Source organism: Streptomyces sp. SKN60 (assembly GCF_026236535.1).
Lineage (GTDB): Bacteria > Actinomycetota > Actinomycetes > Streptomycetales > Streptomycetaceae > Streptomyces.
In genome coordinates, this window is sequence record NZ_JAHTMW010000001.1 from 363,913 (window position 1) to 390,180 (window position 26,268).

Sequence of the window (26,268 nt, forward strand, 5' to 3'; positions counted from 1 at the left end):
GGTCTCAGTCCTCCCGCTCCCGCTCCGCCATCCGGATCACGCACACCGCGACCGCGACGAGCAGCGCCGGGTCGGCGTCCTCGCGGACCACGTTCACGGCGTAGGTGTCGCGGACGTGGAACCACCGGCGGGAGATGTGGGCGAGGAGTTCGCCGTCGTACTCGACGGTGAACTCCCGGTCCAGGATCCGGCCGCTGACGTCGAGTTCGGTGCCGTCGACGAGAGCGACCCGGAAGTGGTTGCGGAGGAGGGAGAGGCGCTTGCGGCGGATGGTGGCGAGCGGGTGGTCGTCCCGCTCGATCGTCATCGTGTCCCGCAGACTGAACATCTTCTGCCGCAGGGTGATCAGGACCCGCCCGTCGGGGTCCTTCAGCTCCAGGGTGTCGCGCAGCCGCAGCGCCTTGCCGTCGACGAGGAAGGCGTGCCGGCCCCGCTCGTCCTCGATCCAGTAGTCGTCGCCGATGGCGAAGATCTTGTCCCGTACCAGGTATTTCATGGGGCGATCCCTTCCCCGTCACAGGCGGAAGTAGCGGGTGAACGGGTCGGGTCCGACGCCGAGCGGGTCGCCGAACGGGGTGTCCAGCTGATGGATGAGCAGCACCGTGAAGGCGATGAACCCGGACAGGCCCATCACGAGGATCACGTGCGTGCTGCTCCGGTTGAGCCCGAAGAGGAACATGAAGGCCACGGTCAGCACCCCGCCGATGACCAGGCCTGCCCACAGCACCACGGACAGGCGCTCCTCGGCCGCCGCCTCGCGCCCGCGGCGGGCGTCGTCCACGTAGCCGATCTGGGCGAGCACCTCCTGCGCGGCGATCTGCTGGGCGGTGGTGCCGCGGCCGCGCAGCTCGCCGGCGGTGCGCAGCCGGTCGAGCAGCGTCCAGCCGTCGTCGCCGAGGGGCTCGCGCTCGGCCATGAGCGGCCACTCGACGTCGACGACGTGACCGGCGTACGAGCGGGCCGCCTCCCGCAGCGGTCCGCGCTGTTCGGCGGGCAGCGCGTCGGCGAGGAGGTACGTCTGGTGCAGGGCGCTGGCCTCGGCCTGGACCCGGTCGTCGGCGGTGGCGCGGTTGTCCCAGACGGAGACCAGGCACAGGCCGAGCACCAGGGCGTAGAACACCGACACCATCATCGAGATGTACTCGGCGACGTCCTCGCGGATCTCCTCCCCGTCGCCCAGGGGGAAGAGCTTCGTCTTGATGTACACGGCGACGGCCGCGACCAGGGCGACGGCGAAGACGACGGCGAGGGTTTCCAGCAGGGCCATGAGGTCTCTCAGGAGTGGCGGTTGCTGAGCAGGGCGGCCGCGATCGCGGCCGGGATCAGGATCAGCAGCAGGGTCAGGACGACGCCGAGGTGCGGGAGTTCGCGGGAGCGGCGGTGCAGGCGGGGCAGCAGGCCCTCGTCGTCGGGGACGGCGACCCGCGCGGGCGGGGGGCGTACGGCGGGGAGCCGGGGGGTGGGGTTCTCGGCGACCGCCGCGGGCGGGCGGGCCGCCGCGCCGGGCGGCGGGGCGGCGCCCGGGGCCAGCCCTCCGCCGGCGGCGGCCCCGCCGAGCGCGGCGCCGGCCAGTGCTGCGGCGGCCTCGGCCGCTGCTTCCGCGGCGGCTGCTTCGGCGACCGCAGCTTCCCCCGCTGCCGCTGCCCCTTCGGCCGCCGCAGAAGCCACTGCTTCAGCGATCGCTGCGGCCACCGCGGCGGCGGCACCGGGCGCACCGGCTGCGGCGGGCGGTGTCGTACGGCGTGGCGGGGCCGGGGGCCCTGCTGCCGGTGGTGCGGGTGATGTCTGTGGAGCCGGTGGGGGCGCGGGCGGGGCCGCTGGGGCCGGTGCGGCAGGCGGGGCAGCCACCCGCCACGTGGCCGAGGCGCGCGCCGTGAGCGGCGGGGCCGGGAGGCGTTCGCCGTGTTCGCCGAGGGTGGTGATCCGGTCGGTGCCCTCGGCGAGGCCCGCGCTGCGGTGGGCGCCGGGCCCGCGCCGTACGGTCGCCTCGCAGCCGGCGGAGACGCCGGGGGCCAGCTGGGGCAGGGCGCACACGAGCCCGCCGGGCGCGGCGCCCAGGACCGGGTCGGTGAGCCGGAGGGCGTGGACGGGGCGGTTGCCCCGGTTGGTGACCGTGTAGCGGACGGTGGCGGTGCGCACGGTGCCGGCCGGCCCGACCCGTACCGCCTCGGTGAGGGCGAGCGCGCCGGCCACGCCCTCGTAACCGGAACGGGCGGTGGCGGTCGCCCGCTGCCCCAGGGACGGGATGTCGCCGATGGCCCGGGCGGTCGCGGTGTGGCGGCCGGGCAGGGCGCGGAAGCGCGCGGTGCACACCATCGAGCGGAGCGCGCCGAGGGTGCGCCGGGGGCAGCCCGCCCGGCCCCCGGGCACGCCCGGATCGCCGACCCGGACCCCGTACAGCTCGGCCTCGCCCCGGTTGACCAGCCGGTACCGCTTCACCACGTACCCGCCGGTCCGCACCGTGGCGCCGCCCGCCCCGGGCGCGGTGTTCACGGTGACGCTCATGCCGAGCGCGTTCGCCCCGGCGCCGCCCGCGCTCGCGGTCTGCGGGCACATCGCCAGAAGGAGCGAGAGCACTAACAGCGCCGGTGGCGCGTGCCGACCCCGCATGACGCCTCCCTCTCCAAGGAGCCGAAGAACCGAACGGCCGAATAGTCGGATGATCGTTCCGCCGCCCCATGCTGTCCGCCCCGCCCCCGCCCCCACCCCCCAAGACACGCCCCCGTCCCGCCACCCGGACCCCGCATTCACCCGTCCGGCGATCCGTGCGGCACAGTTGAGCCATGAACGACTCTCCGCGCGCTCGCGCCCGTGTCCGTGCCCCCGAGCTGATCGGCAAGGGCGGCTGGCTCAACACCGGCGGAGACGATCTGACCCTCATGGACCTGAGGGGCAAGATCGTTCTGCTCGATTTCTGGACCTTCTGCTGCATCAACTGCCTGCACGTCCTCGACGAGCTGCGCGAGCTGGAGGAGAAGCACCGCGACACCCTGGTGATCGTCGGGGTGCACTCGCCGAAGTTCGTGCACGAGGCCGAGCACCAGGCCGTCGTCGACGCCGTCGAGCGGTACGAGGTGCATCACCCGGTTCTGGACGACCCGGACCTTGCGACCTGGAAGCAGTACGCGGTGCGGGCGTGGCCGACGCTCGTCGTCATCGACCCCGAGGGGTATGTCGTCGCCCAGCACGCGGGCGAGGGCCACGCCAACGCGATCCGGACCCTCGTGGAGGAGCTGGAGGCCGAGCACGGGGCGAAGGGGACGCTGCGGCGCGGGGACGGGCCGTACGTGCCGCCGGAGCCGGTCGCGACCGATCTGCGGTTCCCCGGGAAGACGGTGCTGCTGCCGTCCGGGAACCTCCTCGTCTCCGACACCACCCGGCACCAGCTCGTCGAGCTCGCGGAGGACGGCGAGACAGTCGTACGGCGGATCGGTGGCGAGGGGGAGTTCCGCGAGCCGCAGGGGCTCGCTCTGCTGCCCGACGGGAAGGTGGTCGTCGCCGACACGGTGAACCACGCCCTCAAGACCTTCGACCCCGAGAGCGGGGCGATCGAGCGGATCGCCGGCACCGGGCGTCAGTGGTGGCAGGGCTCCCCCACCTCCGGGCCCGCCCTCGACGTCGACCTGTCCTCGCCGTGGGACGTCGCCTGGTGGCAGGGCAAGGTGTGGATCGCGATGGCCGGTGTGCACCAGATCTGGACGTACGACCCCGAGTCCGGGACCGTCGAGGTCGCGGCCGGCACGACGAACGAGGGCCTGGTCGACGGGCCCGCCGCCGAGGCCTGGTTCGCGCAGCCCTCCGGGCTCGCCGCCACCGCCGACCGGCTGTGGATCGCCGACTCCGAGACCAGCGCGCTCCGCTACATCGACACGGACGGCGACGGATACACCGTCCACACGGCCGTCGGCACCGGGCTCTTCGACTTCGGGCACCGCGACGGCGCCGCCGACCAGGCGCTGTTCCAGCACCCGCTCGGCGTGACCGCGCTGCCCGACGGCTCGGTCGCAGTCTCCGACACGTACAACCACGCCCTGCGCCGCTTCGACCCGGCGAGCGGCGAGGTCACCACCCTCGCCACTGATCTGCGCGAGCCGAGCGACGCGGTCGTCGTCGGCGAGGACGTCGTGGTCGTCGAGTCCGCCCGGCACCGGCTCACCCGGCTCCGGCTGCCGGAGGAGGCCGTGCAGGTCGAGTCGGTCGCCCACCGCACCCGGCGCGAGGCCACCGACGTCGCCCCGGGCCGGCTCCGCCTCGACGTGGTCTTCCAGGCGCCGAAGGGCCAGAAGCTCGACACCCGCTACGGGCCCTCGACCCGGCTCCTGGTCTCCTCGACCCCGCCCGAGCTGCTGCTCGCCGGCGAGGGCACCGGCACGGACCTCTTCCGCGAGCTGGAGCTCAACCCGGACCTGACGGAGGGCGTGCTCCACGTCTCCGCCATGGCCGCGTCCTGCGACGACGACCCCGAGAACGAGTATCCGGCCTGCCACGTCCACCAGCAGGACTGGGGCGTCCCGGTGCGGATCACGGAAGGTGCCGCGGCCCGGCTCCCGCTGATCCTCGCGGGCATGGACGCCTAGGCATCGCACAACGGGTCCGGCCCCTGCCGTGTGGCAGGGGCCGGACCCGTCTGTGTCCGCCGGGCGTCAGCCCTCCAGGAACGCCACCAGCGCGTTCGCCAGGTGGTGCGGGTCCTCCGCGCCGCACAGCTCGCGGGCGCTGTGCATCGACAGGCAGGCCACGCCGATGTCGACGGTCGCGATGCCGTGGCGGGCGGCGGTGATCGGGCCGATCGTGGTGCCGCAGGGCATGTCGTTGTTGGAGACGAAGGACTGCCAGGGCACGCCCGCCTTCTCGCAGGCGGTGGCGAACACGGCCCGGCCGCTGCCGTCGGTCGCGTAGCGCTGGTTGACGTTCACCTTGAGGATCGGGCCGCCGTTGGGGCGCGGGTGGTGCGTCGGGTCGTGGCGCTCGCTGTAGTTGGGGTGCACGGCGTGGCCGACGTCGGAGGAGAGGCAGACCGAGCCGGCGAGGGCCCGCGCCTTGTCCTCGTAACCGCCGCCCCGCGCGTACACCGAGCGCTCCAGGACGTTCCCGAGCAGCGGGCCGTGGGCGCCGGTGTCGGCCTCCGAGCCGTTCTCCTCGTGGTCGAAGGCGGCGAGGACCGGGATGTACGGGAGGGCGGCGCCGTCCCGCGCCACGGCGGCGGTGAGCGCGGCGACGCAGGCGTGCACCGAGATGAGGTTGTCCATGCGCGGGCCGGCGAGCAGCTCGCGGTCGCGGCCCAGGTAGGCGGGGGCCTCCAGGGCGTGCACCATCAGGTCCCAGCCGGCCACGTCCTCGGCGTCGACGCCCGCCTCCTCGGCGACGAACGACACCAGGTCTCCCTCGTGGACCTCGCCCAGGCCCCAGATGGGCTGCATGTGGCGCTGGCGCTCCAGCTTCATGCCCTCGTTGACCTGGCGGTCCAGGTGGATGGCGAGCTGCGGCACGCGCAGCAGCGGCCGGTCCACGTTCACCAGGTGCGTGGCCCCGTCCCGGAGGGTGAGCCGGCCGGCCAGGCCCAGGTCGCGGTCGAGCCAGCTGTTGAGCAGCGGTCCGCCGTAGATCTCGACGGCGATCTGGCGCCAGCCCTCGCGGCCGAAGTCCGGCTGCGGCTTGACCCGCAGGTTCGGCGAGTCGGTGTGCGCGCCGACGATCCGGAAGGGGGTGTGCGGGGCGGCGCCCTCCGGCACGTACCACGCGATGATCGCGCCGCCGCGGATCACGTACTTCCCGCCGGACGTCCCGTCCCAGGCGTCGGTCTCCTCGACCTTGCGGAAGCCGGCCTTCTCCAGTCGCCCGGCCGCGTTGGCCACCACGTGGTACGGCGACGGCGAGGCCGCCAGGAAGGTCATGAGGTCATCGGTGTGGCCGCGGTCGAAGCGGGAAGGTGCGCTACTCATGCCGTTCACCTTACGCAGGTCTCGGAATACGGACGCGGGGTACCGGACCGTTGTCCGGAGGGCGTACGGGGCGGAATACGCACCCGGCAAAACCGGAACACGTACCCGGCGAAAAGCGGAACGGCCCGCCCCCCCTCCCCGGGAGCGAGCCGTTCCTGTACGGAGCGAGGTCGCGTACCTGTGCGGTACTTAGAACGCGGCCTCGTCCAGGTCCATCAGGCCGCGGTCCACGGCCTCGGCGAGCACGCGCTCGGCGGAGACGCCCGGCAGGACGTTGGCGGCGAAGAACTTCGCGGCCGCGATCTTGCCCTGGTAGAACGCGACGTCCTTGCCGGAGGCGCCGGCGGCCAGCTTCTCGGCGGCCACGGCCGCGCCCTTGAGGAGCAGGTAGCCGACGACCACGTCGCCGGAGGCGAGCAGCAGGCGGGTGGTGTTGAGCCCGACCTTGTAGATGTTCTTGACGTCCTCGCCGGTGGCGGTGAGGTCGGTCAGCATGACGCCGACGATGCCCTCCAGGTCGACGGCCGCCTTGGCGAGCGCGTCGCGGGCGCCGGCCAGCTCCTCGCCGCCGGTGCCGACCGCGAGGAACTTCTTGATCTCCTCGGCCAGCGCGTTCAGGGAGGCACCCTGGTCGCGGACGATCTTCCGGAAGAAGAAGTCCTGGCCCTGGATGGCGGTGGTGCCCTCGTAGAGGGTGTCGATCTTGGAGTCCCGGATGTACTGCTCGATCGGGTACTCCTGCAGGAAGCCGGAGCCGCCGAAGGTCTGGAGCGACTGCGCGAGCTGCTCGTAGCCCTTCTCGGAGCCGTAGCCCTTGACGATCGGGAGCAGCAGGTCGTTCAGGCCGTGCAGCGCCTTGGCGTCCTCACCGGCCGCTTCCGCGACCTGGATCGCGTCCTGCACGGAGGCCGTGTAGAGGACGAGGGAGCGCATGCCCTCGGCGTACGCCTTCTGCGTCATCAGCGAGCGGCGGACGTCCGGGTGGTGGGTGATGGTGACCTTGGGGGCGGTCTTGTCCATGAAGTCGGCCAGGTCGGTGCCCTGGACGCGCTCCTTGGCGTACTCCAGGGCGTTGAGGTAGCCCGTGGAGAGGGTGGAGATCGCCTTCGTGCCGACCATCATGCGGGCGAACTCGATGATGAGGAACATCTGGCGGATGCCGTCGTGCTTGTCGCCGATCAGCCAGCCCTTGGCGGGGTGCTTGTCGCCGAAGGTCATTTCGCACGTGTTGGAGGCCTTGAGGCCCATCTTGTGCTCGACGTTGGTGGCGTAGACGCCGTTGCGGGCGCCGAGCTCGCCGGTCTCCCAGTCGAACTCGTACTTCGGGACGAGGAAGAGGGAGAGGCCCTTGGTGCCGGGGCCGGCACCCTCGGGGCGGGCGAGGACGTAGTGGAGGATGTTCTCCTCCATGTCGTGCTCACCGGAGGTGATGAAGCGCTTCACGCCCTCGATGTGCCAGGAGCCGTCCTCCTGCTGGATCGCCTTGGTGCGGCCGGCGCCGACGTCCGAGCCCGCGTCGGGCTCGGTGAGCACCATGGTGGAGCCCCAGCGCTTGTCGACCGCGATCTTCGCGACCTTCTTCTGCGCCTCGTTGCCCTCGTTGAAGAGGATGCCGGCGAACGCCGGGCCGGAGGAGTACATCCAGATGGCCGGGTTCGAGCCGAGCAGCAGCTCCGCGTAGGCCCAGATGAGCGAGCGCGGGGAGACGGTGCCGCCGATCTCCTCCGGGATGCCCAGACGCCAGTACTCGGACTCCATGAAGGCGTTGTACGAGTTCTTGAAGGAGGCCGGGACCGGGGCCGTGTTGGTCTCCGGGTCGAAGACCGGCGGGTTGCGGTCGGCATCGGCGAAGGACTCGGCCAGCTCGTTCTCGGCGAGGCGGCGGATCTCGTCCAGGATGCTCTTGGCGGTCTCGACGTCCATCTCCTCGAACGGACCGCTGCCGTACACCTTGTCGCGGCCGAGCACCTCGAAGAGGTTGAACTCGATGTCGCGGAGATTCGACTTGTAGTGCCCCATGGCGACGGCTCCGTAAAGGCTCGGGGAGGGAAGGACCTCGTACACGCACCACTACTACTCACGAGTAGCTCATGCTCTTCTCCATGATGCTACCCACCAGTAATAAGGGCAACCCCTTTCCGGACATCTGTGACGCGGGCCGCACCCCGCCCCGCGGGCTCGATACCCTCTGACCATGTACGGCTACGAGCAGAACCCGGGTGCCCAGCAGCAGTACGCGCAGCCACAGCAGGGGCAGGGGCAGTACGCCCAGCCCGGCATGCAGCAGGGCATGCAGGGCGGCATGCAGGGCGGCATGCAGGGCGGTTACGCCCAGCAGCCCCCGCTCTACCCCGAGCCGTCGCCGCCCTCGCTCGCGGACGCGGTGCGCGCCTTCACGACCGGGCAGCTGGCGGCCGAGGACTTCCAGCAGATCTTCGCGACCTCCAAGGTCTACTGCCCGCGCGGCGACAACCCCGGCTTCCTGGCGCTGCACAACACCCAGCAGCCGGTGATCCCGATGTTCACCACGCTGAAGGAGCTGCGGCGGTACGCGGGCAAGGAGTCCAAGTACTTCGTGATCACCGGCGCCGAGGTGATCGACCTGCTCCCGACCGGCTACGGCTTCGTCCTCGACATGGAGGGCGACCACCGGATGGTCTTCGACGCCAAGGCCGTGGAGCAGATGGTCGACTACGCGATGCGGCGGATGTACGGCTGAGCGAGGCTCGCAGGTGGGTGGACGGAAGAGCGCCCGGGAGGAATTCCTCCCGGGCGTTTCGCGTTCCGGGTGGCAGGAAGTTCAGCATTCAACTAAAGTGGTCGTACAACGCGCCCCGTGCCCACGAAGGTGCGTGTCCAAGGAGGTCCCGCCATGCCCGCCGTGACTGTCGAGAACCCGCTCGCCCTGCCCCGCGTCAGCGCAGCCGCCGACGCCGTCGCCCGCCCGGTGCTCGCCGTGACCACGGCCCCGCAGGGCTTCGAGGGCGAGGGCTTCCCCGTGCGCCGCGCCTTCGCGGGCATCAACTACCAGTACCTCGACCCGTTCATCATGATGGACCAGATGGGCGAGGTGGAGTACGCGCCGGGCGAGCCCAAGGGCACGCCCTGGCACCCGCACCGCGGCTTCGAGACCGTCACCTACATCATCGACGGGATCTTCGACCACAAGGACTCGCAGGGCGGTGGTGGCACCATCACCAACGGCGACACCCAGTGGATGACCGCCGGCTCGGGCCTGCTCCACATCGAGGCCCCGCCGGAGCACCTCGTCGTCAGCGGCGGCCTCTTCCACGGCCTCCAGCTGTGGGTGAACCTGCCGGCGAGCGACAAGATGATGGCCCCCCGCTACCAGGACATCCGCGGCGGCCAGGTCCAGCTGCTCACCACGCCCGACGGCGGCGCGCTGCTCCGCGTCATCGCCGGCGAGCTGGACGGGCACCAGGGCCCGGGCATCACCCACACCCCGATCACGATGATCCACGCGACCATCCGCCCCGGCGCCGAGATCAACCTGCCGTGGCGCGAGGACTTCAACGGCCTCGCGTACGTCCTGGCCGGCCGCGGCACCGTCGGCGCCGAGCACCGCCCGGTCCACATGGGCCAGACCGCCGTCTTCGGCAAGGGCGGGGCCCTGACCGTGCGCGCGGACGAGAAGCAGGACGGGAACACCCCGGACCTGGAGGTCGTGCTCCTGGGCGGGCAGCCGATCCGCGAGCCCATGGCGCACTACGGCCCGTTCGTCATGAACACCCAGGCCGAACTCCGCCAGGCCTTCGAGGACTTCCAGGCGGGCCGGCTCGGCACGATCCCGGCGGTGCACGGGATGGGCGAGTAGGCGCCTTCACGGAGTCAGGGGTACGGGGACGAGGGCGGCGCTCTCGTCCCCGTACCGCTGTCCGGTTCAGGCCTGACGCGGCGTCACCCGTACGGCCCGGCAGCGCGCGACGACACGCCGGGCGCCGTGGTCCGGTGGGTCCATGCCCGCCGAAGCACGCCCGCTGCTGCCCGAAGGCGCCCGCCGCACCGCCGCCTGGTGCGGCGTCGCGCTGCTCGTCGCCGGGGTCGCGGCCGTCTTCGTCTGGCTGTGCGTGGTCTTCAAGACGGCGGTGACCCCGGCCCTGCTCGCGCTGCTCGGCACCGCGCTCCTCGGCCCGCTCCACCGGCGGCTGCTGCGCATGAAGGTGCAGAAGTCGCTGGCCGCCGGGCTCACCGTGCTCGCCGTGCTCGCGGTGGTGGGCGGAGCCACGTACGTCGTCGTCGCCGCCCTCGTCGACACCGGCGCCCAGATCGTCGACTCGCTGCGGCAGGCCGCCCAGGACATCGCCAAGCACTTCGGCGCGGCCGGCACCTCGCTCGACGACGTCGCCGAGAACGCCAAGCAGCTCCTCGCGAAGTTCGGCGGGACCGCGGCCTCCGGGGTGATCTCCGGGCTCAGCGTGGTCGGCCAGATGATGGCCACCGCCGCCCTCGCCCTCGTCCTCATCTTCTTCTTCCTGCGCGACTCCGACCAGGCGGTGGACGTGCTCCGCTCGGTCGCCCCCCGCTCCACCGGCGACGTCGTGGAGGCGATGGGGCGGCGCGCCTTCGAGGCCGTCGAGGGCTTCATGCGCGGGACGACCTTCGTGGCGCTCGTCGACGCGGTCCTGATCGGGACCGGCCTGCTCGTGCTGCGCGTGCCGGGCGCGGTCGGACTCGCCGCGCTCGTCTTCATCACCGCCTACATCCCCTACCTCGGCGCCTTCCTCTCCGGCGCCATCGCCGTCCTCGTCGCCCTCGCCGACCGGGGGTTCGTCATCGCGCTCTGGGTGCTCGGCGTCGTCCTCGCCGTCCAGATGATCGAGGGCTATCTGCTCCAGCCGCTCGTCCAGTCCCGCACCGTGCAGATGCACCCGGCGGTCGTCATGCTGGCCATCACCGCGGGGGCCTCGGTCGCCGGCATCCTCGGCATGCTCCTCGCCGTGCCGCTGACCGCCGCCTTCTTCGGCATCGTCGGGGAGCTGCGCAGCCGGTACGGGGCGCCGGCCGGTCCGTCTTGAGCGGCCGCCCTCCTGGGTGGCCTCAGGTGGCCGCGGCCGGGGTGCTCCCGGGCTCGAAGGCCTTCAGCATCTCCTCCAGGGCCGCCTGGTCCGGGCCGACGAACGGGTCGGCGTCCGGGGCCATCATGATCGTCTCGATCATCCGCGAGGTCATCCGGACGGCCGGCGGCAGATGCGTGCACAGCACGATCTCCGGGTTCATCGACCGCAGCGGCTGGATCGTGGCCCGGTACTTGGCCGGGTCGACGACATGCACCCAGGGGCTGTCCAGCGTCGCCCACATCAGCTGCGCGCCGCGCAGCTCCTCCGGCTTGAGGTCGTTGGCGTGGCCGCTCTCGGCCAGTTCGGCGGTCGGCACGGGGCCGCCGAAGCAGTCGGAGGTGAAGCAGAAGCGGGTGCGGTCGTCGTAGAAACCGACCGTCGCCGGACTGTCGAACAGCGGCGGACGGAAGGCGCGCAGCATCCGGTCGCCGACGTCCAGGGACTGCCCCGGATTGAGGAAGTAGACGCGGTCCATGGGCAGCGGCCGCTCGGTGGTCATGATCCCGGCGCCGAGGAACGTCGTCACCACCCGGGCCTCGGGGGCCGCCACCAGCAGGTCGAAGATCCCGCCGGTGTGGTCGCGGTCGGGGTGGGTGAGCCAGATCCAGCGGACGTCGGGCGGGTCGATCACCTCGCGGAGCGCGGCCACGAAGTCCCGGTCCGAGACCGACAGACCCGTGTCGACGACGACCGGCTCACGTGCCGTGAGCACATACGCGTTGACGGGGATGTGCCCGATCCCCGGGATCTCCAGGCTGTCCGCGATGACGGTGGTGTCGCTGCCGACCTTGTGGGTGTCCATGACGGTGCTCCGTGGTCCCCCCGGGGGCTTACGGCGGCCTTGCGATGTCGTGTCGGTGCATTGCGGCGGCCGTACGACACCAGTCTCCGCCCGGGGCGCGCGCCCCGCGCGCGGTACCGGCCCCGCGCCGCTCAGACGCAGCAGCCGTCCCCCGACGCCGGCTCGGCCAGCTCGAACCAGATCGCCTTGCCCTCGCCGCGCGGGTCCACGCCCCACGCGTGGGCCAGCATCTCCATGAGGAGCAGGCCGCGTCCGCTGGACGCCATCTCGCCCGGGTGGCGCTTGTGCGGCAGTTCGTCGCTGGCGTCGGCGACCTCGACGCGCAGCCGGCGGGCGCCCTCGCGGCAGGCCACCTCGGCGACGAGCAGCGCGTCGCCGTCGGTGTGCACGAGGACGTTGGTGACCATCTCGGAGACCATCAGGACGGCCGAGTCGACCTGGTCCTCGTCGCTCCAGTCGTGCAGCAGCTGCCGCATCTGCTCGCGGGCGGCGGCGATGCGCTCCGGCTCGGCCTGGGCGACGGTCATCATCGTGCGGCGCGGGGCCTCCCGCAGCGCCGCGCCCCGGCCGCCGGCCTGGCGGGAGAGGAGGAGGACGGCGATGTCGTCCTCGCGGCGGTCGGCGAGCGGGCCGGTGGTGTGGTGCGAGCCGGGCCCGTGGACGGCCTCGACGAGCCGGTCGGCGAGGGCCTCCAGGTCCTCGCCGTCGTCCGCCTCCAGGAGCCGGCGGATGCGGTCCCAGCCGGTGTCGAGGTCGTGGCCGCCGGTCTCCAGGAGCCCGTCGGTGCAGATCATCAGGGTCTCGCCGGGCTGCAGGCTGAGCCGGGTGGTGGGGTAGTCGGAGTCCGGGTCGATGCCGAGCGGCAGACCGCCGGCGGTGGGCCGGAGCAGAACCGTTCCGTCGGTCATCCGCACCGCCGGGTCCGGGTGCCCGGCCCGCGCGATGTCGACGGTGCCGGTCTCCAGGTCCACCTCCAGGTAGAGGCAGGTCGCGAAGCGCGCCCCGCCGCTCGGCCGCTCGTCGTCCGCGCCGTCGTTGATCCCGGCGAGGAAGCGCGAGGCGCGGGACAGCACGGCGTCGGGCCGGTGCCCCTCGGAGGCGTACGCGCGCAGGGCGATCCGCAGCTGCCCCATGAGACCGGCCGCCCGCACGTCGTGGCCCTGCACGTCGCCGATGACCAGCGCGATCCGGCCGGCGCCCGAGCCGCCGGGCAGCCGGATCATGTCGTACCAGTCGCCGCCGACCTGGAGCCCGCCGCCGGTGGGCACGTACCGCGCGGCCACCTGGACGCCGGGGATGCCGGGGCCGAGGACCGGCATCATCGCCCGCTGCAGGCCCAGGGACAGCTCCCGCTCGGACTCGGCGACCCCGGCCCGGGCCAGCGCCTGCGCGAGCATCCGGGCGACGGTGGTGAGCACGGAGCGCTCGTCGGGCGTGAAGGCCACCGGGTGCTTGAACGCCGCCATCCACGCGCCCATGGTGCGCCCGGCGACGACCAGCGGCACGAAGGCCCAGGAGCGGCGCCCGAAGCGCTGGGCGAGCGGCCAGGTCATGGGGTAGCGGCGGGCGTACTCCGCCGGGGTCGGCAGATAGATCGCCCGCCCCGTCCGTACCACCTCGGCCGCCGGATAGTCGGTGTCGAGCGTCATCGAGGTGAAGGGGCCCTCGTCGCCGTCGCCGTGCCCGTGGTGCCCGATGACGGTGAGCCACTCGCCCGCCATCCCGAAGACGGCGAGCCCGTCCGGCGAGAAGCCCGGCATGGAGAGCGAGGCCGCCACCCGCAGCACCTCGGCCGTGGACCGGGCCTCCGCGAGCGCCCGGCCCGCGTCGAGCAGGAAGGCCTCGCGGGAGCGCCGCCAGTCGCCGGTGATGGGGGTGTGCGGCCCGGAGGCGCCCGGCTGCGGGTCGGCCACCTCCTGGAGGGTGCCGACCAGGCGGTAGTCGTTGCCCTCGACGAGCGGCTTCGACCTGCTCCGTACCGTACGGATCACCCGACCGTGCTCGTCCATGATCCGCAGCCGGGACTCGGCCAGGGTGCCCTCGGCGACGGCGAGGTTGACCACCCCGTCGATCTCGTTCCAGTCGACCGGGTGGAAGCGGGCGCGCACCTGGGCCTCGGTGAGCCGGACCGGGGCCGTCGGCAGCCCGAGCAGCCGGGCCGCCTCGGCGTCGAGCGAGACGATCCCGGAGGCGTTGTCCCAGCTCCACAGGCCGGTCGCGATGGCGGCCAGGACGTCCTCGGTGCGCATTGCCCCACTTTATGAAGATCGGACAGCAGGTCGCCACCGAGAGTATTCGAATCGCGATCTTGGGTGGCCCGGTACCCTGGGTGGGCTTGACATATCAAGCGGACCCACGGATCCCGAAGAACTGGATGAACGACGATGCATCGGTACAGGTCCCACACCTGCGGCGAGCTCCGCGCCTCTGACGTCGGCACCGACGTCCGGCTGAGCGGCTGGCTGCACAATCGGCGCGACCTGGGCGGCATCCTCTTCATCGATCTGCGCGACCACTACGGCATCACCCAGCTGGTCGCCCGTCCCGGCACCGCCGCGGCCGAGGTCCTCGACAAGCTGACCAAGGAGACCGTCGTCCGCGTCGACGGCAAGGTCGTCTCCCGCGGCGCCGAGAACGTCAACCCGGAGCTCGCGACCGGTGAGATCGAGATCGAGGCCGCCGAGGTCGAGGTGCTCGGCGCGGCCCAGCAGATCCCCTTCACCATCAACACCGACGACGGGGTGAACGAGGAGCGGCGCCTGGAGTACCGCTTCCTCGACCTGCGCCGCGAGCGCATGCACAAGAACATCATGCTGCGCTCCGCCGTCATCGCCGCGATCCGCTCCAAGATGGTGGCGCTCGGCTTCAACGAGATGGCGACCCCGATCCTCACCGCGACCTCCCCCGAGGGCGCCCGTGACTTCGTCGTCCCGTCCCGTCTGAACCCGGGCAAGTTCTACGCGCTGCCGCAGGCGCCGCAGCAGTTCAAGCAGCTGCTGATGATCTCCGGCTTCGACCGCTACTTCCAGATCGCGCCCTGCTTCCGCGACGAGGACGCCCGCGCCGACCGCTCGCCGGGCGAGTTCTACCAGCTCGACGTCGAGATGAGCTTCGTCGAGCAGGAGGACGTCTTCCAGCCGATCGAGAAGCTGATGACCGAGCTCTTCGAGGAGTTCGGCGGCGGCCGGCACGTCACCTCCCCGTTCCCGCGGATCCCGTTCCGCGAGTCGATGCTCAAGTACGGCAACGACAAGCCGGACCTGCGGACCTCGCTGGAGCTCGTCGACATCACCGACGTCTTCGAGAACTCCGAGTTCAAGGCCTTCGCCGGCAAGCACGTCCGCGCGCTCGCCGTCCCGAACACCGGTGACCAGCCGCGCAAGTTCTTCGACGGCCTGGGCGACTTCGCGGTCTCGCTGGGCGCCAAGGGCCTGGCCTGGGTGCGCGTCGGCGAGGAGGGCGCCCTCACCGGCCCCATCGCCAAGTTCCTCACCGAGGAGAACGTCAAGGTCCTCACCGAGCGCCTCGGCCTGGCCGCCGGCCACGCCGTGTTCTTCGGCGCGGGCGAGTTCGACGAGGTCTCCAAGATCATGGGCCCGGTCCGGGTCGAGGCCGCGAAGCGCGCCGGCCAGTTCGAGGAGAACGTCTTCCGCTTCGCGTGGATCGTCGACTTCCCGATGTACGAGAAGGACGAGGAGACCGGCAAGATCGACTTCTCGCACAACCCCTTCTCGATGCCGCAGGGCGGCCTTGAGGCCCTGGAGACCCAGGACCCGCTGGACGTCCTCGGCTGGCAGTACGACATCGTCTGCAACGGCATCGAGCTCTCCTCCGGCGCGATCCGGAACCACGAGCCCGCCATCATGTTCAAGGCCTTCGAGATCGCGGGCTACCCGCGCGAGGTCGTCGAGACCGAGTTCGCGGGCATGCTCCGCGCCTTCCAGTTCGGCGCCCCGCCGCACGGCGGCATCGCCCCGGGCGTCGACCGCATCGTGATGCTCCTCGCCGACGAGCCCAACATCCGCGAGACCATCGCCTTCCCGCTCAACGGCAACGCCCAGGACCTGATGATGGGCGCCCCGACGGAGCTCGACGAGTCCCGCCTCCGCGAGCTCAACATCCAGCTCCGCAAGCCGGCCGAGCCGAAGCCGGCGGAGGGCGTCCGCCCGATCACGGAAGCGGTCCACCCGGACGCGGCGCGCGGCTGACGCGCTTGAGCCTGCGGCTGTGAAGGGGGCCCGGAACCGTCTTGGACGGTTCCGGGCCCCCTTCCGTATGCGCGGGTACTACGCGTCCTCGTCGCCGTCCGCGAAGATATCCCCGGCGGAGGGGGCGGTGACGGCGCGCCGGAGCCAGCGGTTCAGGGTCTCGGGGTTGCGGCAGCCGGTGATCCGCGCACGGGCCTCCTCGGGGACGTCGATGCCCCGTTCCGCGAGGACGGTGAGGATGTCCTGGGCGCGGCCTTCGGCACGACCCTCGGCGCGGCCTTGGTCCCGGATCTCTTCGGAGATGTACGACTTGTAGAAGGAGAGGTCCACGGCCACCAGTTTCCTCCAGAGTGCTGCGACCGGGTGCTTGCCCAGGCCCTGCGAGATGAGTTCGATGATCGGGTCGGCGAGTTCTGCCGGAGTGTCCGGCAGCACGTGAGTCATTGCTTTGAGTATGGCCCCGATGTCCGGACTTGTGGCGTGGGTGATCGCGGACAGGGCGGCGAGCGCGAGGTCCTTCCGGACTTCGGCGGGATTGGTGATCACCGGCATGTTGTGCGGCCCCGCGACCAGCGGGCACAGGGTGAGCAGGGGCCACTGGCGCGGGCCGAAGCGGACCGGGCGTGCAGCCCATTCGGCGGTCGCACGGTCCTGGCAGACGACCAGCAGCATCGGCTGCAACCGGTACTTCGTGAGCAGGTACGAGGCGTAGTACGCCCAACTGGCGGGCTTGTCCGGGTCCTTCTTTCCCTGGGCCTCGACAGCGAGGAGGAAGCATCCGCCGTCCTCCGTCTCGAGTCGCAGCAGCGTGTCGACGCGGCGTTCGAGGGGGCGGGTCTCGGTGAGGTCGTTGGGCAGGACGGTGACGGAGACGGGCGGGGCGAAGTCGACGCCGAGTACCTCCGAGACCCGGGAGAAGAGTCCCGGATGTTCCTGGAAGATGCGGTGCATCGCCTCATGGGGCGAACTGACCATGGGGTTCCTTGCGGTGCGGTGCGGGTCGTGGCGGGGTGGCGGCCGGGGGCCGGGTGTTCAGAGCGGGAGGACCCCGCGCGCCTCCAGCTCGCCCAGGGCGGCGGCGATGTTGGTGACGCCACCGTCCTCGGGGAATCGCTCGGCAAGACTTTCGGCGTCGTAGGGCGTGCCGGCGGGCAGCGACAGGATGTGCGCCGCCAGGCCCAGAGCGAGCGAGGACAGCGTCCGGTCGTGGATGAGCTCGTTGTCGAGCAGGACGAAGCCGCCGGTCAGGTCGACGTTCTGGTGGGTGAGGACGGAGTCGACGTCGAGGTCGTCGTCGCGCACGGGAAGGTCCTTCTTCCGGATTCCGGTGGTCTTCGGTCGCGACGAGCGTAGGGAGGACAACCCACCTCGCTGCCCATGCATTTGGCATATTCACTCGAGTGAGTGATCGGCTCCCGGTCCGGTGTGGTGGCAGGCCGCGCAGCGGCCGGGCGCGGGGCCCCGGAAGGCCCGGTCGCAGGTGTTGCAGTGCGACTCCTGCGTCGAGGTCGCGACCACCTCCGGCACGGTGCACGTCCGCGACTCCAAGTGGACCGACGGCCGCCCGCCTCGCTCTCGCGCCGTTCGCTTGGGGGCCGCCCAGCCCGGCCTGGCGCCCGACGGCGTGACGCAGGGTCGCGTCACGTCGTCTGCCACGCTCGAATCACAGGTCGCGGGAGTGCATCGCCTCATCGGCCGCATCACCCGCTACGAGGCTCATTTCCGTGCCGACGGCCTTCTGCCGGACGGCGCGTACATCCAAACCGTCGAAGCCTGGGACTACGGCCGCGCATCGGCGATGGCCCGCTGGGGCCTGGCTGCCCGCCTCTGCACCCTTGACGAGGCCGAGTCCGCCATCACCCGCGCCGGCCGCTCGTCCACGTCAACTACCGCTCGTGGGCAGACTTCTCCGCGCCCTACTCCCTCGGCCGCTGCCTCCACTTCGACGATGAGGAGTTCGTCGAGTGGTACGAGACGATCCTCCGCACCCACCGCGTCCTGACGACAGACCTGGGCAGCCCGTGGCTGACGATCCCGTGGAATTGACGGCAGCCGACTGTGCCCTGGCGCATATCCGTGTTCTCTCAGAGGTATGCCAGGTCACCTGCGAGGCCGATGAACCGGCTGATTCGTTCCACTGCGGCATCTCCTTCCAGCTTCTCGCACGCGTCGGCCAGGTTCGTCAGGATCTCGTCGTACTGGTCGGGGTGGCAGAAGATCGTGAACCCTGCTTCGGGATGCTTGTTCAAGGGGATCAGCGGAAGGAATCCGAGGGCGACGGACGACCGGACGTAGAGCGACACGATTCCGCGACGAATGGACTCGGATTCCAACGTGTTGTCGAAGTCCCGATGAAGCGAGAAGTGCGACTCCATTGCCACGCTTGCCTGTAGCCAGTCGGTTGACTGTGCGGAACTGAAGCCGAGGGCCACGGCGTACCCGGACCCGCGAGCAGAAAGTCCACTGATGAAGTCTCTGGCGGTGTTCTGCGAAGTTTCTCGCCTGCTGAATGTGGATTCAATGTGGGGGAACATCGGGAAGCGGCGATCGTCGAGGCGCTTCAGGGTTCGCTGGGCGATGATCCCGTGATGCCCACTACCCGAGTCGAAGGTGTCCGTGTGCTGGGTGTGCATGGCCGCGGTCCAGAGGAACATCTCTTCTTGGCCAAGCCTTGGCAGGAGCTCGGACCATGCACCCCCTTCTTTCTCAGGGGGGCAAAACACCCAAATGGCGCTCAGGTCCGGCAGGGTGCCTTCGAGAGGCGAGATGCGAGAGCCGATCTCCTCGGGTGCCCAGTACCGAAGGCCCGCTGCTGTGTATTCCTTATCCTGCATTGCGAGGAACTCCTCTTAGTCCCCATCCTGAGTTCATGTCACCGTAGTATACGTGCTCCCCCTTGGGGCCGTGGTAATGGGGAAGCGACCAGGTTTCCAGATCCGGATTCTCCTTGTTCTGGAAGTAGTGACCATTGGCATGGTGATGAAATTCCACGGGATTGCCGTTCCGGTCGATGGCCTCCACCACCTCCCAGGCTTCGCCCTTCGGGCCCTTCAGGTTGGGGTTCTTTCCGTACTGTTCAGTCCTCACCGTGTACGAAGAGTCCTCGATATCGTATCTGCGCAGAATTTCCTGCCATGCTGACTCGTGATCGGGGAAATGGACGTCGCCACGCGCCGTATCCAGAGCGAGGTGCTTCTCGGGGCCGCCGATCGGGCATCCATCGGGCGCCAGACCGAGGGGGTCGCTCCACGTGTGCGGGTTGTGGACGTAGGTCGCCGGGTTCGGGGCGGGGGCCAGGCCCAGGGGGTCCTGGGTGAGGTAGCGGCCGGGTTCCGGGTCGTAGTAGCGGAAGTGGTTGTAGTGGAGGCCTGTCTCCGGGTCGAAGTACTGGCCCGGGAAGCGGAGTGGGGTGTAGGCCGTGGCCGACTTCGTCCAGGAGGTGGTGCCCCAGAGGGTGGTGCGGGAGCGCCAGGCCAGGGCGCCGGACTCGTCGACCAACTCGGTCGGGGTGCCGATCAGGTCGGTGACGATGGCGAAGAAGCGGGTCTCGTCGGTGTCGCGGCGGCGTTCCGTCTGGGCGAGGGGGCGCAGGCCGGCGTGGTCCCAGGTCAGGGTGACGGCTTCGGTGGACTGCTCGCAGAGGGTGGTGCCATCCCAGGTGAAGTGGACTGTCTCCAGCGGGGATTGTTTGGATATGCGGCGGCCGAGCGGGTCGTAGACGTAGCGCCACTCCGTGCCGTCGGGGGTGATGACGGAGGTCAGGCGGTCCTCGGCGTCCCAGGTGTAGCGCCAGGTGTCCGGCTTCCGCGACAGGCGGGTCTTCTGGCGCAGGATCGTCCGGCCCTGCGCGTCGTGCTCGTAGCGGACGCCGCCCGCGCGGGTGATGCGGGTGCCGGTGTAGGTGCGCGGGCCTGTCGCCTCCGGACTGCCCGGCCAGCCGGCCTCGGTCTGGTTGCCGGCCTCGTCGTAGGCGTACCGCTCCGTCCACTGGTCGGCGCGGACCGCCGTCACCCGGCCCGCCGCGTCCAGGTCGAAACGGCGCGGGCCGGCGAGGTGGTCGTCGATGCCGACCAGGTTTCCGTCCGGGCGGTAGTGGTAGGCGCGTTGCTGGAGGCGCCGGCCCCGGCTCGTCACCTCGTGCGCGGTCAGTCGGCCGGCCTCGTCGAAGGCCGAGGTCATGGACGCGAAGTCGCCGATCGTGCGAGTCAGTTCGCGGCCCAAGGCGTCGTGCGTGAAGGACATCGTCCGGCCCGACGTGGTCAGCTCCGTGCGGCGGCCCGCCGCGTCGTAGAACCACGCGCTCACCGCCCCGCCCGGCGTCGTGCGGCCCGTTCGCCGGCCCACCTCGTCGTAGGAGAACGCGAGCGTCCGTCCGTTGATCGTCTCCGACATGAGGCGGCCGTACCGGTCCCGCAGGCGCGTCAGCGTCGCGTCCGGGCTCACCGCCATCGCCAGCTCGTCGAAGATGTCGTACTCGTACGTGGTGACGGCACCGCCCGCGTCCTTGCGGAGCACCTGGCCGAGAGGGTTCCGCTCGAAGCGGATCGTTTCACCGGTGCCGTTGGTCCGGGATTCCAAGCGTCCCGCCGCGTCGTACGCGTACGTCAGGGTCCGGCCGTCGAAGTCCGTCTCGGACGTCGTTCGGCCCGCCGCGTCGTAGGCGTATGTCCAGGTCAGGCCCTGCGGGTTGGTGACACCCGTCAGCTGGAGTGCCGCGTCGTGGGCGAAGGAGTAGCGCGTCCCGTCCGGGGTGGTGCGGGTCGCGAGGACGTCGAAGTCTCCGTAGGTGAAGACCGTGGTGCCGCCGACGGCGTCCGTGTGCGTCAGACAGTTGCCCTCGCCGTCGTAGGTCCAGGACTCGACGGCACCGTCCGGGTTCACCCGGCTGCTGAGTCGGCCCTCGGGCGTCCATTCCAGCCGGGTCTCCGCGCCCAGCGGGTCGGTGACCCGGACCGTACGGCCGAAGACGTCGTAGCCGTACGAGGTCGTCGCACCGAGCGGGTCGGTGACCGCGACCGGAAGCCCCACGTCGTCGGTGCGGACCCGGGCGACTGCACCGAGCGGGTCCGTGACGGTCGTGAGCCGTCCCCGGTCGTCGTACCCGAACTCCGTGCGCGCGCCGGAGGCGCTCGTGACCGACGTGCGATTGCCGCGCTCGTCGTACGTCTGCCGGACCGTCGTGCCGTTCGGGCGCCGCACCTTGACCGGCAGCCCACGGGCGTCGTACTCGGCCGTCGTCGTCCGCCCGTCCGGGCGGGTGACGGTCGTGAGCCGACCCTCCCCGTCGTAGGAGAAGAGGGTCGTGTGGCCCAGGGGATCCGTACGGGACAGCAGACGGCCCCGACCGTCGTACGTGGACCGGGTGACCCCACCGTCGGGCGCTGCCTGGGCGGTGATCCGGGCCTGGTCGTTCACCTCGAAGCGGGTCGTCCGGCCGAGGGCGTCCGTGTAGGTCGACTCGCCGTCGCCCCAGGTGAAGCGTCCGGCCATGACGCCGTCGCGGCCCGACTGGGACACACAGCGGTCGCGGTCGTCGTAGACGTACTCGTAACGGTGGCCGTTGCTGTCGGTCCAGGACGTCATCCGGCCCCGGTCGTCGTAGCCGAAGCACAGCGGGTGGCCTGCGGAGTCGGCGACGGAGGTCAGGTGGCCGTCGGTGTAGCCGTAGCGGCGGATCTCCTGGTCGCCCAGGTGCAGCGCGGTGATCCGGGATCCGTCCGTGGTCAGCCGGAGCCGGTATCCGCCGTGGTGGACGACCTCTGTAGGCGCGCCCTCCGCGTCGTGACCGAAGGTGATCCAGTTGCCGTTGCGGTCGTCGATCTGGACGAGGACGGCCTCGTCTCCGTCCCCAATCGTGGCGAAGTGGCGTACGACACCCGTCTCCGGGTCCGTCACCGTGTACGTGCCGTCCGAGGGGTCCCGGTCCAGCGCCCAGCGGCGGGTGCCGTGGGTCGGCAGCACGGGGACGCCGGGTGCCGGATGCGGATAGGCGAGCAGGCTGCCGTCCCCGCAGAGCAGCAGCACCCCCTCCGCGTCGATTTCCAGCCGCTGGTCGATCGTGCTCGCCCATGACGGTCCGAACCAGCGGCCCGCGCGGTACGAGGACTCGTAGCGTCGGGTGAGAACCACCGGCAGGGCGCCCGCCAGGGCGAGGTCCGTCTGCGGCAGGGTGACCCGGCCCGTGGCCATGTCCACGGGGTCGCCGCACTCGCACATCTCGTCCGGCTTCCGGCCGGCGCCGTGCGGGTCCTCCGCCTGGGCGTCACGGGCCGGGCCCTTGGCGCCGCCCGGCTTCTTCGTCGGCACGTCGTCGAGGTGCTTGAGGCGGTTGAGGGTCTTCAGCCCGCCCGCGCCCTTCGTGCCGAGCGCTTCCGGTATGAGTCGGCCGAAGAACTCATCCGGGTCGTCCTTCAACGCTTCCCAGGCGTTCTTCAGCGCCCGGTCCGGGTTGGCCGCCGTGGAGACCAGGCCGGCGAGCGTCATGTTGACGCCCTTCTGGTACTCCGCCGGGTGGGTCAGGTTGTACGGGTCCTGCGGGTTGAGCGAGCGGACGAAGTTGATCAGCCCGGCTGTGCCCTTGACGACACCGCCTCCGACGTGGGCCAGCTCGAAGCCCTCTTCCAGGCTGTAGTCCACCAGCTCAAGCTTGGCCTTCTCCAGGCCCGTCGGTTCCTTGGGCGCGTGCGCGAGCGCGGCACGGACCGCTGTCTTCGTTCTCTCGCCCGCCTCGTTGCGGGCGTTCCGGGCGTTCTGCAGGATCTCCCGTGCGCGCTGCCGCTTGGTCTCGCCGGGGTCGGAGAAGTCCCCGGGGTCCGGCAGCGGGTGGTCTCCGGTGCGGGCCGCCTCGTAGGCGGCGACCTTCTCCTTGTGCGCGTCGTCCGCCGCCTTGGTGTCCTTCTCGCCCTCCTTGTAGAGCGCGATCGCCTCACGGGCCTTGCCCTGAGCGCTGACGACCGCGTGGGAGTACGCCTCCAGCGCCTTGGCCGCGTTCTCCATCGCGTCCGCCGCGTGCAGCCAGTCCGTCGGCAGGGTCTGGAACTTCTCCCGGAAGGTGTTGGCCGCCGCCCCCTTCCAATGGCTGGAGTCCAGCTTCCGCATACCGCCGCCGACCAGGTCGAACGCCTTCTGGAAGTCCCGCAGGTTCTTCACGGTGGCGGCGATCGCCTCCGGCTTGCCGTGGATCAGCTCGTCCGCCTGCTCGGTCTGCCCGAGCTGCTGCTCCCCGACCTCGGCGCCCAGCGAGGAGGCGGTCTCGTCACCCCAGTCCTCGACCGCGTCCGCCCAGCCATGGGCGCCCGCCTTGTCCAAGACCTCACCGGTCTTGTCGGTCACGTAGTCGACGCCCTCGCCGACGAGTTCCTTGCCTCTGTCGATGCGCCGGTCGACCCCGTCGACGATCCGGTCGCCCCACTCCCGCCAGTTGACCATCAGCTGCTCTCCCCCTACCGCGGCTGCTCGGCCTGGTCGATCGTCGCCTGGTCAGGGTCGTAGACGTCCTTGAACTGCTCGTCCAGAACCTTCCGGTCCTCTGGGTCGATCAATCCTGACCGCTCCATCGAGTCCATCTGCGCGTCCAGGACGTCGTAACCGGTGTTCTTCCAGGTCTGCTTGATCTCCTTGTCGGCCTCCGCGAACGACTCCTCGCTCCAGTCCGCGTTGTCCCACGCATGCTGGTCGCGAATGGTCTCCCAGCGCATCTGCTTGACCTCGTCCTCCGACAGATGCGGGTTTCCGTTCAGGGAGTTCAAACCGATCTTGAACGAGTCCTTGACGTACTGCTCCTGCTCCGCGAACGAGCCCGCCGACAGGCCGACCCCCTGCGCGAACCCGTTCCCCCGCAGGGTCAGCGCGCGCACACCCCACTCCCACCGGTTGCAGAACGTCTCGAACTCCGACGCCAGCCCACCGTGCCCCAGCTCCAGTCCGGACAGCGCCAGCCCGGAGAACCCCCGACCCACCGACGCCTGGCCGATCATTCCGAGATCCTTCAGCTCGGAATGCGCCAGGTTGATGCCCTTCGCGATCTCCGCCAGCGCCGCCGCCGGCGCCACCAGCTCAGGCTCGTTCCCACTCACTGCGTCCCCGTCCCTGTTCCCCCGAGATCCACCGCCACCTCGTCCGGGACGACCCCCGCCACCGGCGGAAACACCACCCCGTCCGCACTGCCGGCATCCAGCGCGACTCCGCCCGGGCCGGGCAGCATCGGCACCATCACGTCAAGCAGCCGCGCACCCAGAACCGTCCGGTACGCCCACTCCCGCCCTGCGTCCCCCCGCGCCACCGCGAACCGGGCCAGCGCCTCCTCGTCGGAGAACGCACAGATCCACCGCACCCCGCCGAAGTCGGACGTCCACGGACTCCCGAACTCGTCGAACGGCACCAGCACCGCGGTACGTCGGAATTCGCCGAGCAAACGCGCGAACTCCCGCCTGGCCGACGCCTCTTCGTCGGTCGGCGCTGCCGTGGGAGCGATGTGGACGGCTATTTCCGGAGTCGCCGGGACGGAAGAAGCCGCCAACTCGACCAATTTCGAAACCCGTTGAGGCTTCGCTATGTCGTCCCCGTTGTCACTCACTCACGCATGGTGTCATGCGGATATTTCCACGAGCAACGAACATACGGCCGATGGCGGCTGGAAGTGGCCGGTTCAGTCGACCCAGGCCGTCAGGGGCTCGGTGTCCAGCTCCATGCCCACCGGATCCGGCAGAGTCACGGTCTTGCCGAGCGTGACCGTGACCACCATGTCGTAGCGCCCCTCGCCCGGCTGGGAGTGGACAAGCACTTCGCCGGCCGCGCGGTCGATCAGGAGGTAGACCGGGATGCCGCTCTCCGCGTAGGCGCGGGGCTTCTCGACGCGGTCGCGGCGGTCGGTGTCGGAGTCGTGGGAGGTCACCTCGACCGCCATGAGCACGCCGTCGGGGGAGGCCCACTCGCCCTGGCCGACGAATGTCCCGCTGGGCGCGAGGCAACCGTCCGGGCGGGCGTTGCCCTTGCGGTACGTCTCGACGTGCAGGCCTTGGTCGACGTACAGCCATCGCTGCGGATGGGCCTCGATGCACAGCCGCGTCAGCCACTGAATGATTCGCCCGTGGTTGCCGTCAGGGCGGGCCTTCTCCTCGATCCTTCCGGCGATGAACTCCAGACGTAGGGCATCACTCAGTCTGTCGCCTGTCCGGGCGAACTCCTCGAAGAACTCCTGAGTCATGGCACGCGCCCGACGTCCGGCTGTCTCCATGACGGACTCCTCCCGAGGCGGTGCCGTGTGCACGAAGGCTGGCATATGCCACTGACCCGGCGGGGTGGGTTCGGGGCCCGGTCACCCCCACGGGTGACGGCGCAGGACCGCAGCTGATGGCCGAAAGAGGACGGCTCGTTCGTCAGCTCAGGGGGCGGCGGGTCTCGGTGCGGATCGTGAGGGTCGTGCGGGCGGCCTTCGTGAGGTCGAGGGACTCCGGGGCGGCGGACACCGTTCCGGCGGACATCTCCGCGACGGCCGCGTTGGTGTTGGCGTCCGCCCAGGCGCACACGGGGTAGGTGAGCCGGCCGCCGCCGTCGGACTGCTCCGTGGCGAGGACCTGGCAGGTGATCTCGGTGTCCGAGCCGGGTGGCGTCACGTCCTTCGGCGGGACCAGGACCGTGGTGCCCTTGCCCTCCGCCGCGCCTTTGAGGATGTTCCGGCGAGCGGTGTCGGGGTCCTTGATCCGGCCGTAGAGACCCGTGATGACGAGGATCCCCGCGCCGTCCTCGCCGGAGCCCGCGTACTGGCCCGCCACGCCCTTCGGATTCCGGATCGTGGTCCCGTCGGTGCCCGCGAGGCCGGCTTCGGCGCGCTGGGACTCGTCCTTGCCCAGCGTGTAGCGGCCGTCGAGCAGCGTCTTCGGCAGGACCAGCCGGTGTGTCGCGGCCGGAAATGCGGAGTCGGCGCCGCCGCGCAGGCCGCCGTTGCCGATCCAGGACAGGAGCAGCACCCCGGCGATGCCCGCGGCGACGATGCCGAGGATCATGCCGGTCCGGTTCTTCGGCTTGGGCGGCGGGGGCGGCGGTCCCCAGCCGGGGTACGGGCCCGGCTGCTGGTACGGGCCCGGCTGCTGGTACGGGCCCGGCTGCTGGTACGGGCCCTGCGGCGGGTGGCCGTACGTGGGGTGGCCGTACGCGGGGTGGGGCGGTGGTGGTGGTGTCGACATGGGGCGAGACCGTAGGGCGGGGGCCAGGGGGCGCAGCGCGGTTTTCGGCCATAC

General features: G+C 70.8%; 20 protein-coding genes and 1 pseudogene. 6 read left to right on the forward strand and 15 right to left on the reverse strand.

The window, feature by feature from the left end; genetic code table 11:
• Window positions 1-4 precede the first annotated feature (4 nt).
• Genes KV205_RS01725 through KV205_RS01735 form a run of 3 tightly spaced genes read right to left on the reverse strand, consistent with a single transcriptional unit; the run spans window position 5 to window position 2,556 of the window.
• Window positions 5-496 (reverse strand): LURP-one-related/scramblase family protein, encoded by a 492-nt coding sequence (locus KV205_RS01725; RefSeq protein WP_265861543.1) that lies wholly within the window; start codon window positions 494-496, stop codon window positions 5-7.
• 18 nt (window positions 497-514) lie between these two features.
• Entirely contained in the window at window positions 515-1,267 is a 753-nt protein-coding gene (locus KV205_RS01730; RefSeq protein WP_265861544.1) for a DUF4239 domain-containing protein, read from the reverse strand.
• An 8-nt stretch (window positions 1,268-1,275) separates the two neighbouring features.
• Complete coding sequence (locus KV205_RS01735) at window positions 1,276-2,556, reverse strand: hypothetical protein (protein WP_265861545.1); 1,281 nt, start codon at window positions 2,554-2,556, stop codon at window positions 1,276-1,278.
• A gap of 227 nt (window positions 2,557-2,783) precedes the next feature.
• On the opposite strand from KV205_RS01735, the gene KV205_RS01740 reads away from it, so the two are divergent.
• Window positions 2,784-4,577, forward strand: coding sequence for an NHL domain-containing thioredoxin family protein (locus KV205_RS01740; RefSeq protein ID WP_265861547.1), 1,794 nt, complete (start codon window positions 2,784-2,786; stop codon window positions 4,575-4,577).
• A gap of 66 nt (window positions 4,578-4,643) precedes the next feature.
• Here the strand turns inward: KV205_RS01740 and KV205_RS01745 are convergent, their stop codons facing one another.
• Both KV205_RS01745 and KV205_RS01750 read right to left on the reverse strand, forming a co-directional pair.
• Window positions 4,644-5,942 carry a M18 family aminopeptidase gene (locus tag KV205_RS01745; protein WP_265861548.1) on the reverse strand — a complete coding sequence of 433 codons (1,299 nt, stop codon included), beginning with the start codon at window positions 5,940-5,942 and terminating at the stop codon, window positions 4,644-4,646.
• A 189-nt stretch (window positions 5,943-6,131) separates the two neighbouring features.
• Entirely contained in the window at window positions 6,132-7,961 is a 1,830-nt protein-coding gene (locus KV205_RS01750; RefSeq protein ID WP_265861550.1) for an acyl-CoA dehydrogenase, read from the reverse strand.
• 175 nt (window positions 7,962-8,136) lie between these two features.
• On the opposite strand from KV205_RS01750, the gene KV205_RS01755 reads away from it, so the two are divergent.
• From KV205_RS01755 to KV205_RS01765, 3 genes are all read left to right on the forward strand, one after another.
• Window positions 8,137-8,661, forward strand: a complete 525-nt coding sequence (locus tag KV205_RS01755; protein ID WP_265861551.1) for an SseB family protein — start codon at window positions 8,137-8,139, stop codon at window positions 8,659-8,661.
• Window positions 8,662-8,814: 153 nt separating this feature from the next.
• The gene (locus KV205_RS01760) at window positions 8,815-9,777 is read left to right on the forward strand and encodes a pirin family protein (protein ID WP_265861552.1); all 963 of its coding nucleotides are present in this window, start codon (window positions 8,815-8,817) and stop codon (window positions 9,775-9,777) included.
• A 142-nt stretch (window positions 9,778-9,919) separates the two neighbouring features.
• On the forward strand, window positions 9,920-10,978 hold the full coding sequence (locus KV205_RS01765; RefSeq protein ID WP_265861554.1) for an AI-2E family transporter: 1,059 nt from the start codon (window positions 9,920-9,922) through the stop codon (window positions 10,976-10,978).
• 22 nt (window positions 10,979-11,000) lie between these two features.
• Here the strand turns inward: KV205_RS01765 and KV205_RS01770 are convergent, their stop codons facing one another.
• Window positions 11,001-11,822, reverse strand: a complete 822-nt coding sequence (locus tag KV205_RS01770; RefSeq protein WP_265861556.1) for an MBL fold metallo-hydrolase — start codon at window positions 11,820-11,822, stop codon at window positions 11,001-11,003.
• A 131-nt stretch (window positions 11,823-11,953) separates the two neighbouring features.
• Window positions 11,954-14,071 carry a SpoIIE family protein phosphatase gene (locus KV205_RS01775; protein WP_265861557.1) on the reverse strand — a complete coding sequence of 706 codons (2,118 nt, stop codon included), beginning with the start codon at window positions 14,069-14,071 and terminating at the stop codon, window positions 11,954-11,956.
• A gap of 135 nt (window positions 14,072-14,206) precedes the next feature.
• On the opposite strand from KV205_RS01775, the gene aspS reads away from it, so the two are divergent.
• The gene (aspS, locus tag KV205_RS01780; RefSeq protein ID WP_265861558.1) at window positions 14,207-16,030 is read left to right on the forward strand and encodes an aspartate--tRNA ligase; all 1,824 of its coding nucleotides are present in this window, start codon (window positions 14,207-14,209) and stop codon (window positions 16,028-16,030) included.
• Between the two features lie 78 nt (window positions 16,031-16,108).
• Here aspS and KV205_RS01785 read toward each other — a convergent pair whose 3' ends face one another.
• Together KV205_RS01785 and KV205_RS36265 are read right to left on the reverse strand one after the other, a co-directional pair.
• The gene (locus KV205_RS01785; RefSeq protein ID WP_265861560.1) at window positions 16,109-17,005 is read right to left on the reverse strand and encodes a hypothetical protein; all 897 of its coding nucleotides are present in this window, start codon (window positions 17,003-17,005) and stop codon (window positions 16,109-16,111) included.
• Between the two features lie 57 nt (window positions 17,006-17,062).
• Window positions 17,063-17,332, reverse strand: a complete 270-nt coding sequence (locus KV205_RS36265; protein ID WP_306806231.1) for a hypothetical protein — start codon at window positions 17,330-17,332, stop codon at window positions 17,063-17,065.
• Between the two features lie 322 nt (window positions 17,333-17,654).
• Here KV205_RS36265 and KV205_RS01795 point away from each other — a divergent pair.
• Window positions 17,655-18,076, forward strand: a pseudogene (locus tag KV205_RS01795) (DUF1266 domain-containing protein).
• A gap of 38 nt (window positions 18,077-18,114) precedes the next feature.
• Here the strand turns inward: KV205_RS01795 and KV205_RS01800 are convergent.
• The 6 genes from KV205_RS01800 to KV205_RS01825 all read right to left on the reverse strand — a co-directional run bounded on the left by KV205_RS01800 (window position 18,115) and on the right by KV205_RS01825 (window position 26,214).
• On the reverse strand, window positions 18,115-18,864 hold the full coding sequence (locus KV205_RS01800) for a hypothetical protein (protein ID WP_265861561.1): 750 nt from the start codon (window positions 18,862-18,864) through the stop codon (window positions 18,115-18,117).
• Window positions 18,854-23,458: a putative T7SS-secreted protein gene (locus KV205_RS01805; RefSeq protein ID WP_265861562.1), complete on the reverse strand. Its 4,605-nt coding sequence runs from the start codon at window positions 23,456-23,458 to the stop codon at window positions 18,854-18,856. The genes KV205_RS01800 and KV205_RS01805 overlap by 11 nt, the downstream gene beginning before the upstream one ends.
• A 14-nt stretch (window positions 23,459-23,472) precedes the next feature.
• A complete protein-coding gene (locus KV205_RS01810) occupies window positions 23,473-24,105 on the reverse strand; it encodes a hypothetical protein (RefSeq protein ID WP_265861563.1) in 633 nt (210 codons plus the stop codon).
• On the reverse strand, window positions 24,102-24,605 hold the full coding sequence (locus KV205_RS01815) for an SseB family protein (RefSeq protein ID WP_265861565.1): 504 nt from the start codon (window positions 24,603-24,605) through the stop codon (window positions 24,102-24,104). Before KV205_RS01815 ends, KV205_RS01810 begins: the two co-directional genes overlap by 4 nt.
• 72 nt (window positions 24,606-24,677) lie before the next feature.
• Entirely contained in the window at window positions 24,678-25,235 is a 558-nt protein-coding gene (locus KV205_RS01820) for a Uma2 family endonuclease (protein WP_265861567.1), read from the reverse strand.
• Window positions 25,236-25,407: 172 nt separating this feature from the next.
• Window positions 25,408-26,214, reverse strand: coding sequence for a hypothetical protein (locus KV205_RS01825; RefSeq protein ID WP_265861568.1), 807 nt, complete (start codon window positions 26,212-26,214; stop codon window positions 25,408-25,410).
• Between the last annotated feature and the right edge of the window lie 54 nt (window positions 26,215-26,268).

Bases quoted from the DNA above. Each gene is read 5' to 3' on its own strand.
- KV205_RS01725 (WP_265861543.1), bottom strand. From the start codon at position 496: ATGAAATACCTGGTACGGGACAAGATCTTCGCCATCGGCGACGACTAC.
- KV205_RS01730 (WP_265861544.1), bottom strand. From the start codon at position 1,267: ATGGCCCTGCTGGAAACCCTCGCCGTCGTCTTCGCCGTCGCCCTGGTC.
- KV205_RS01735 (WP_265861545.1), bottom strand. From the start codon at position 2,556: ATGTGCCCGCAGACCGCGAGCGCGGGCGGCGCCGGGGCGAACGCGCTC.
- KV205_RS01740 (WP_265861547.1), top strand. From the start codon at position 2,784: ATGAACGACTCTCCGCGCGCTCGCGCCCGTGTCCGTGCCCCCGAGCTG.
- KV205_RS01745 (WP_265861548.1), bottom strand. From the start codon at position 5,942: ATGAGTAGCGCACCTTCCCGCTTCGACCGCGGCCACACCGATGACCTC.
- KV205_RS01750 (WP_265861550.1), bottom strand. From the start codon at position 7,961: ATGGGGCACTACAAGTCGAATCTCCGCGACATCGAGTTCAACCTCTTC.
- KV205_RS01755 (WP_265861551.1), top strand. From the start codon at position 8,137: ATGTACGGCTACGAGCAGAACCCGGGTGCCCAGCAGCAGTACGCGCAG.
- KV205_RS01760 (WP_265861552.1), top strand. From the start codon at position 8,815: ATGCCCGCCGTGACTGTCGAGAACCCGCTCGCCCTGCCCCGCGTCAGC.
- KV205_RS01765 (WP_265861554.1), top strand. From the start codon at position 9,920: ATGCCCGCCGAAGCACGCCCGCTGCTGCCCGAAGGCGCCCGCCGCACC.
- KV205_RS01770 (WP_265861556.1), bottom strand. From the start codon at position 11,822: ATGGACACCCACAAGGTCGGCAGCGACACCACCGTCATCGCGGACAGC.
- KV205_RS01775 (WP_265861557.1), bottom strand. From the start codon at position 14,071: ATGCGCACCGAGGACGTCCTGGCCGCCATCGCGACCGGCCTGTGGAGC.
- aspS (WP_265861558.1), top strand. From the start codon at position 14,207: ATGCATCGGTACAGGTCCCACACCTGCGGCGAGCTCCGCGCCTCTGAC.
- KV205_RS01785 (WP_265861560.1), bottom strand. From the start codon at position 17,005: ATGGTCAGTTCGCCCCATGAGGCGATGCACCGCATCTTCCAGGAACAT.
- KV205_RS01800 (WP_265861561.1), bottom strand. From the start codon at position 18,864: ATGCAGGATAAGGAATACACAGCAGCGGGCCTTCGGTACTGGGCACCC.
- KV205_RS01805 (WP_265861562.1), bottom strand. From the start codon at position 23,458: ATGGTCAACTGGCGGGAGTGGGGCGACCGGATCGTCGACGGGGTCGAC.
- KV205_RS01820 (WP_265861567.1), bottom strand. From the start codon at position 25,235: ATGACTCAGGAGTTCTTCGAGGAGTTCGCCCGGACAGGCGACAGACTG.
- KV205_RS01825 (WP_265861568.1), bottom strand. From the start codon at position 26,214: ATGTCGACACCACCACCACCGCCCCACCCCGCGTACGGCCACCCCACG.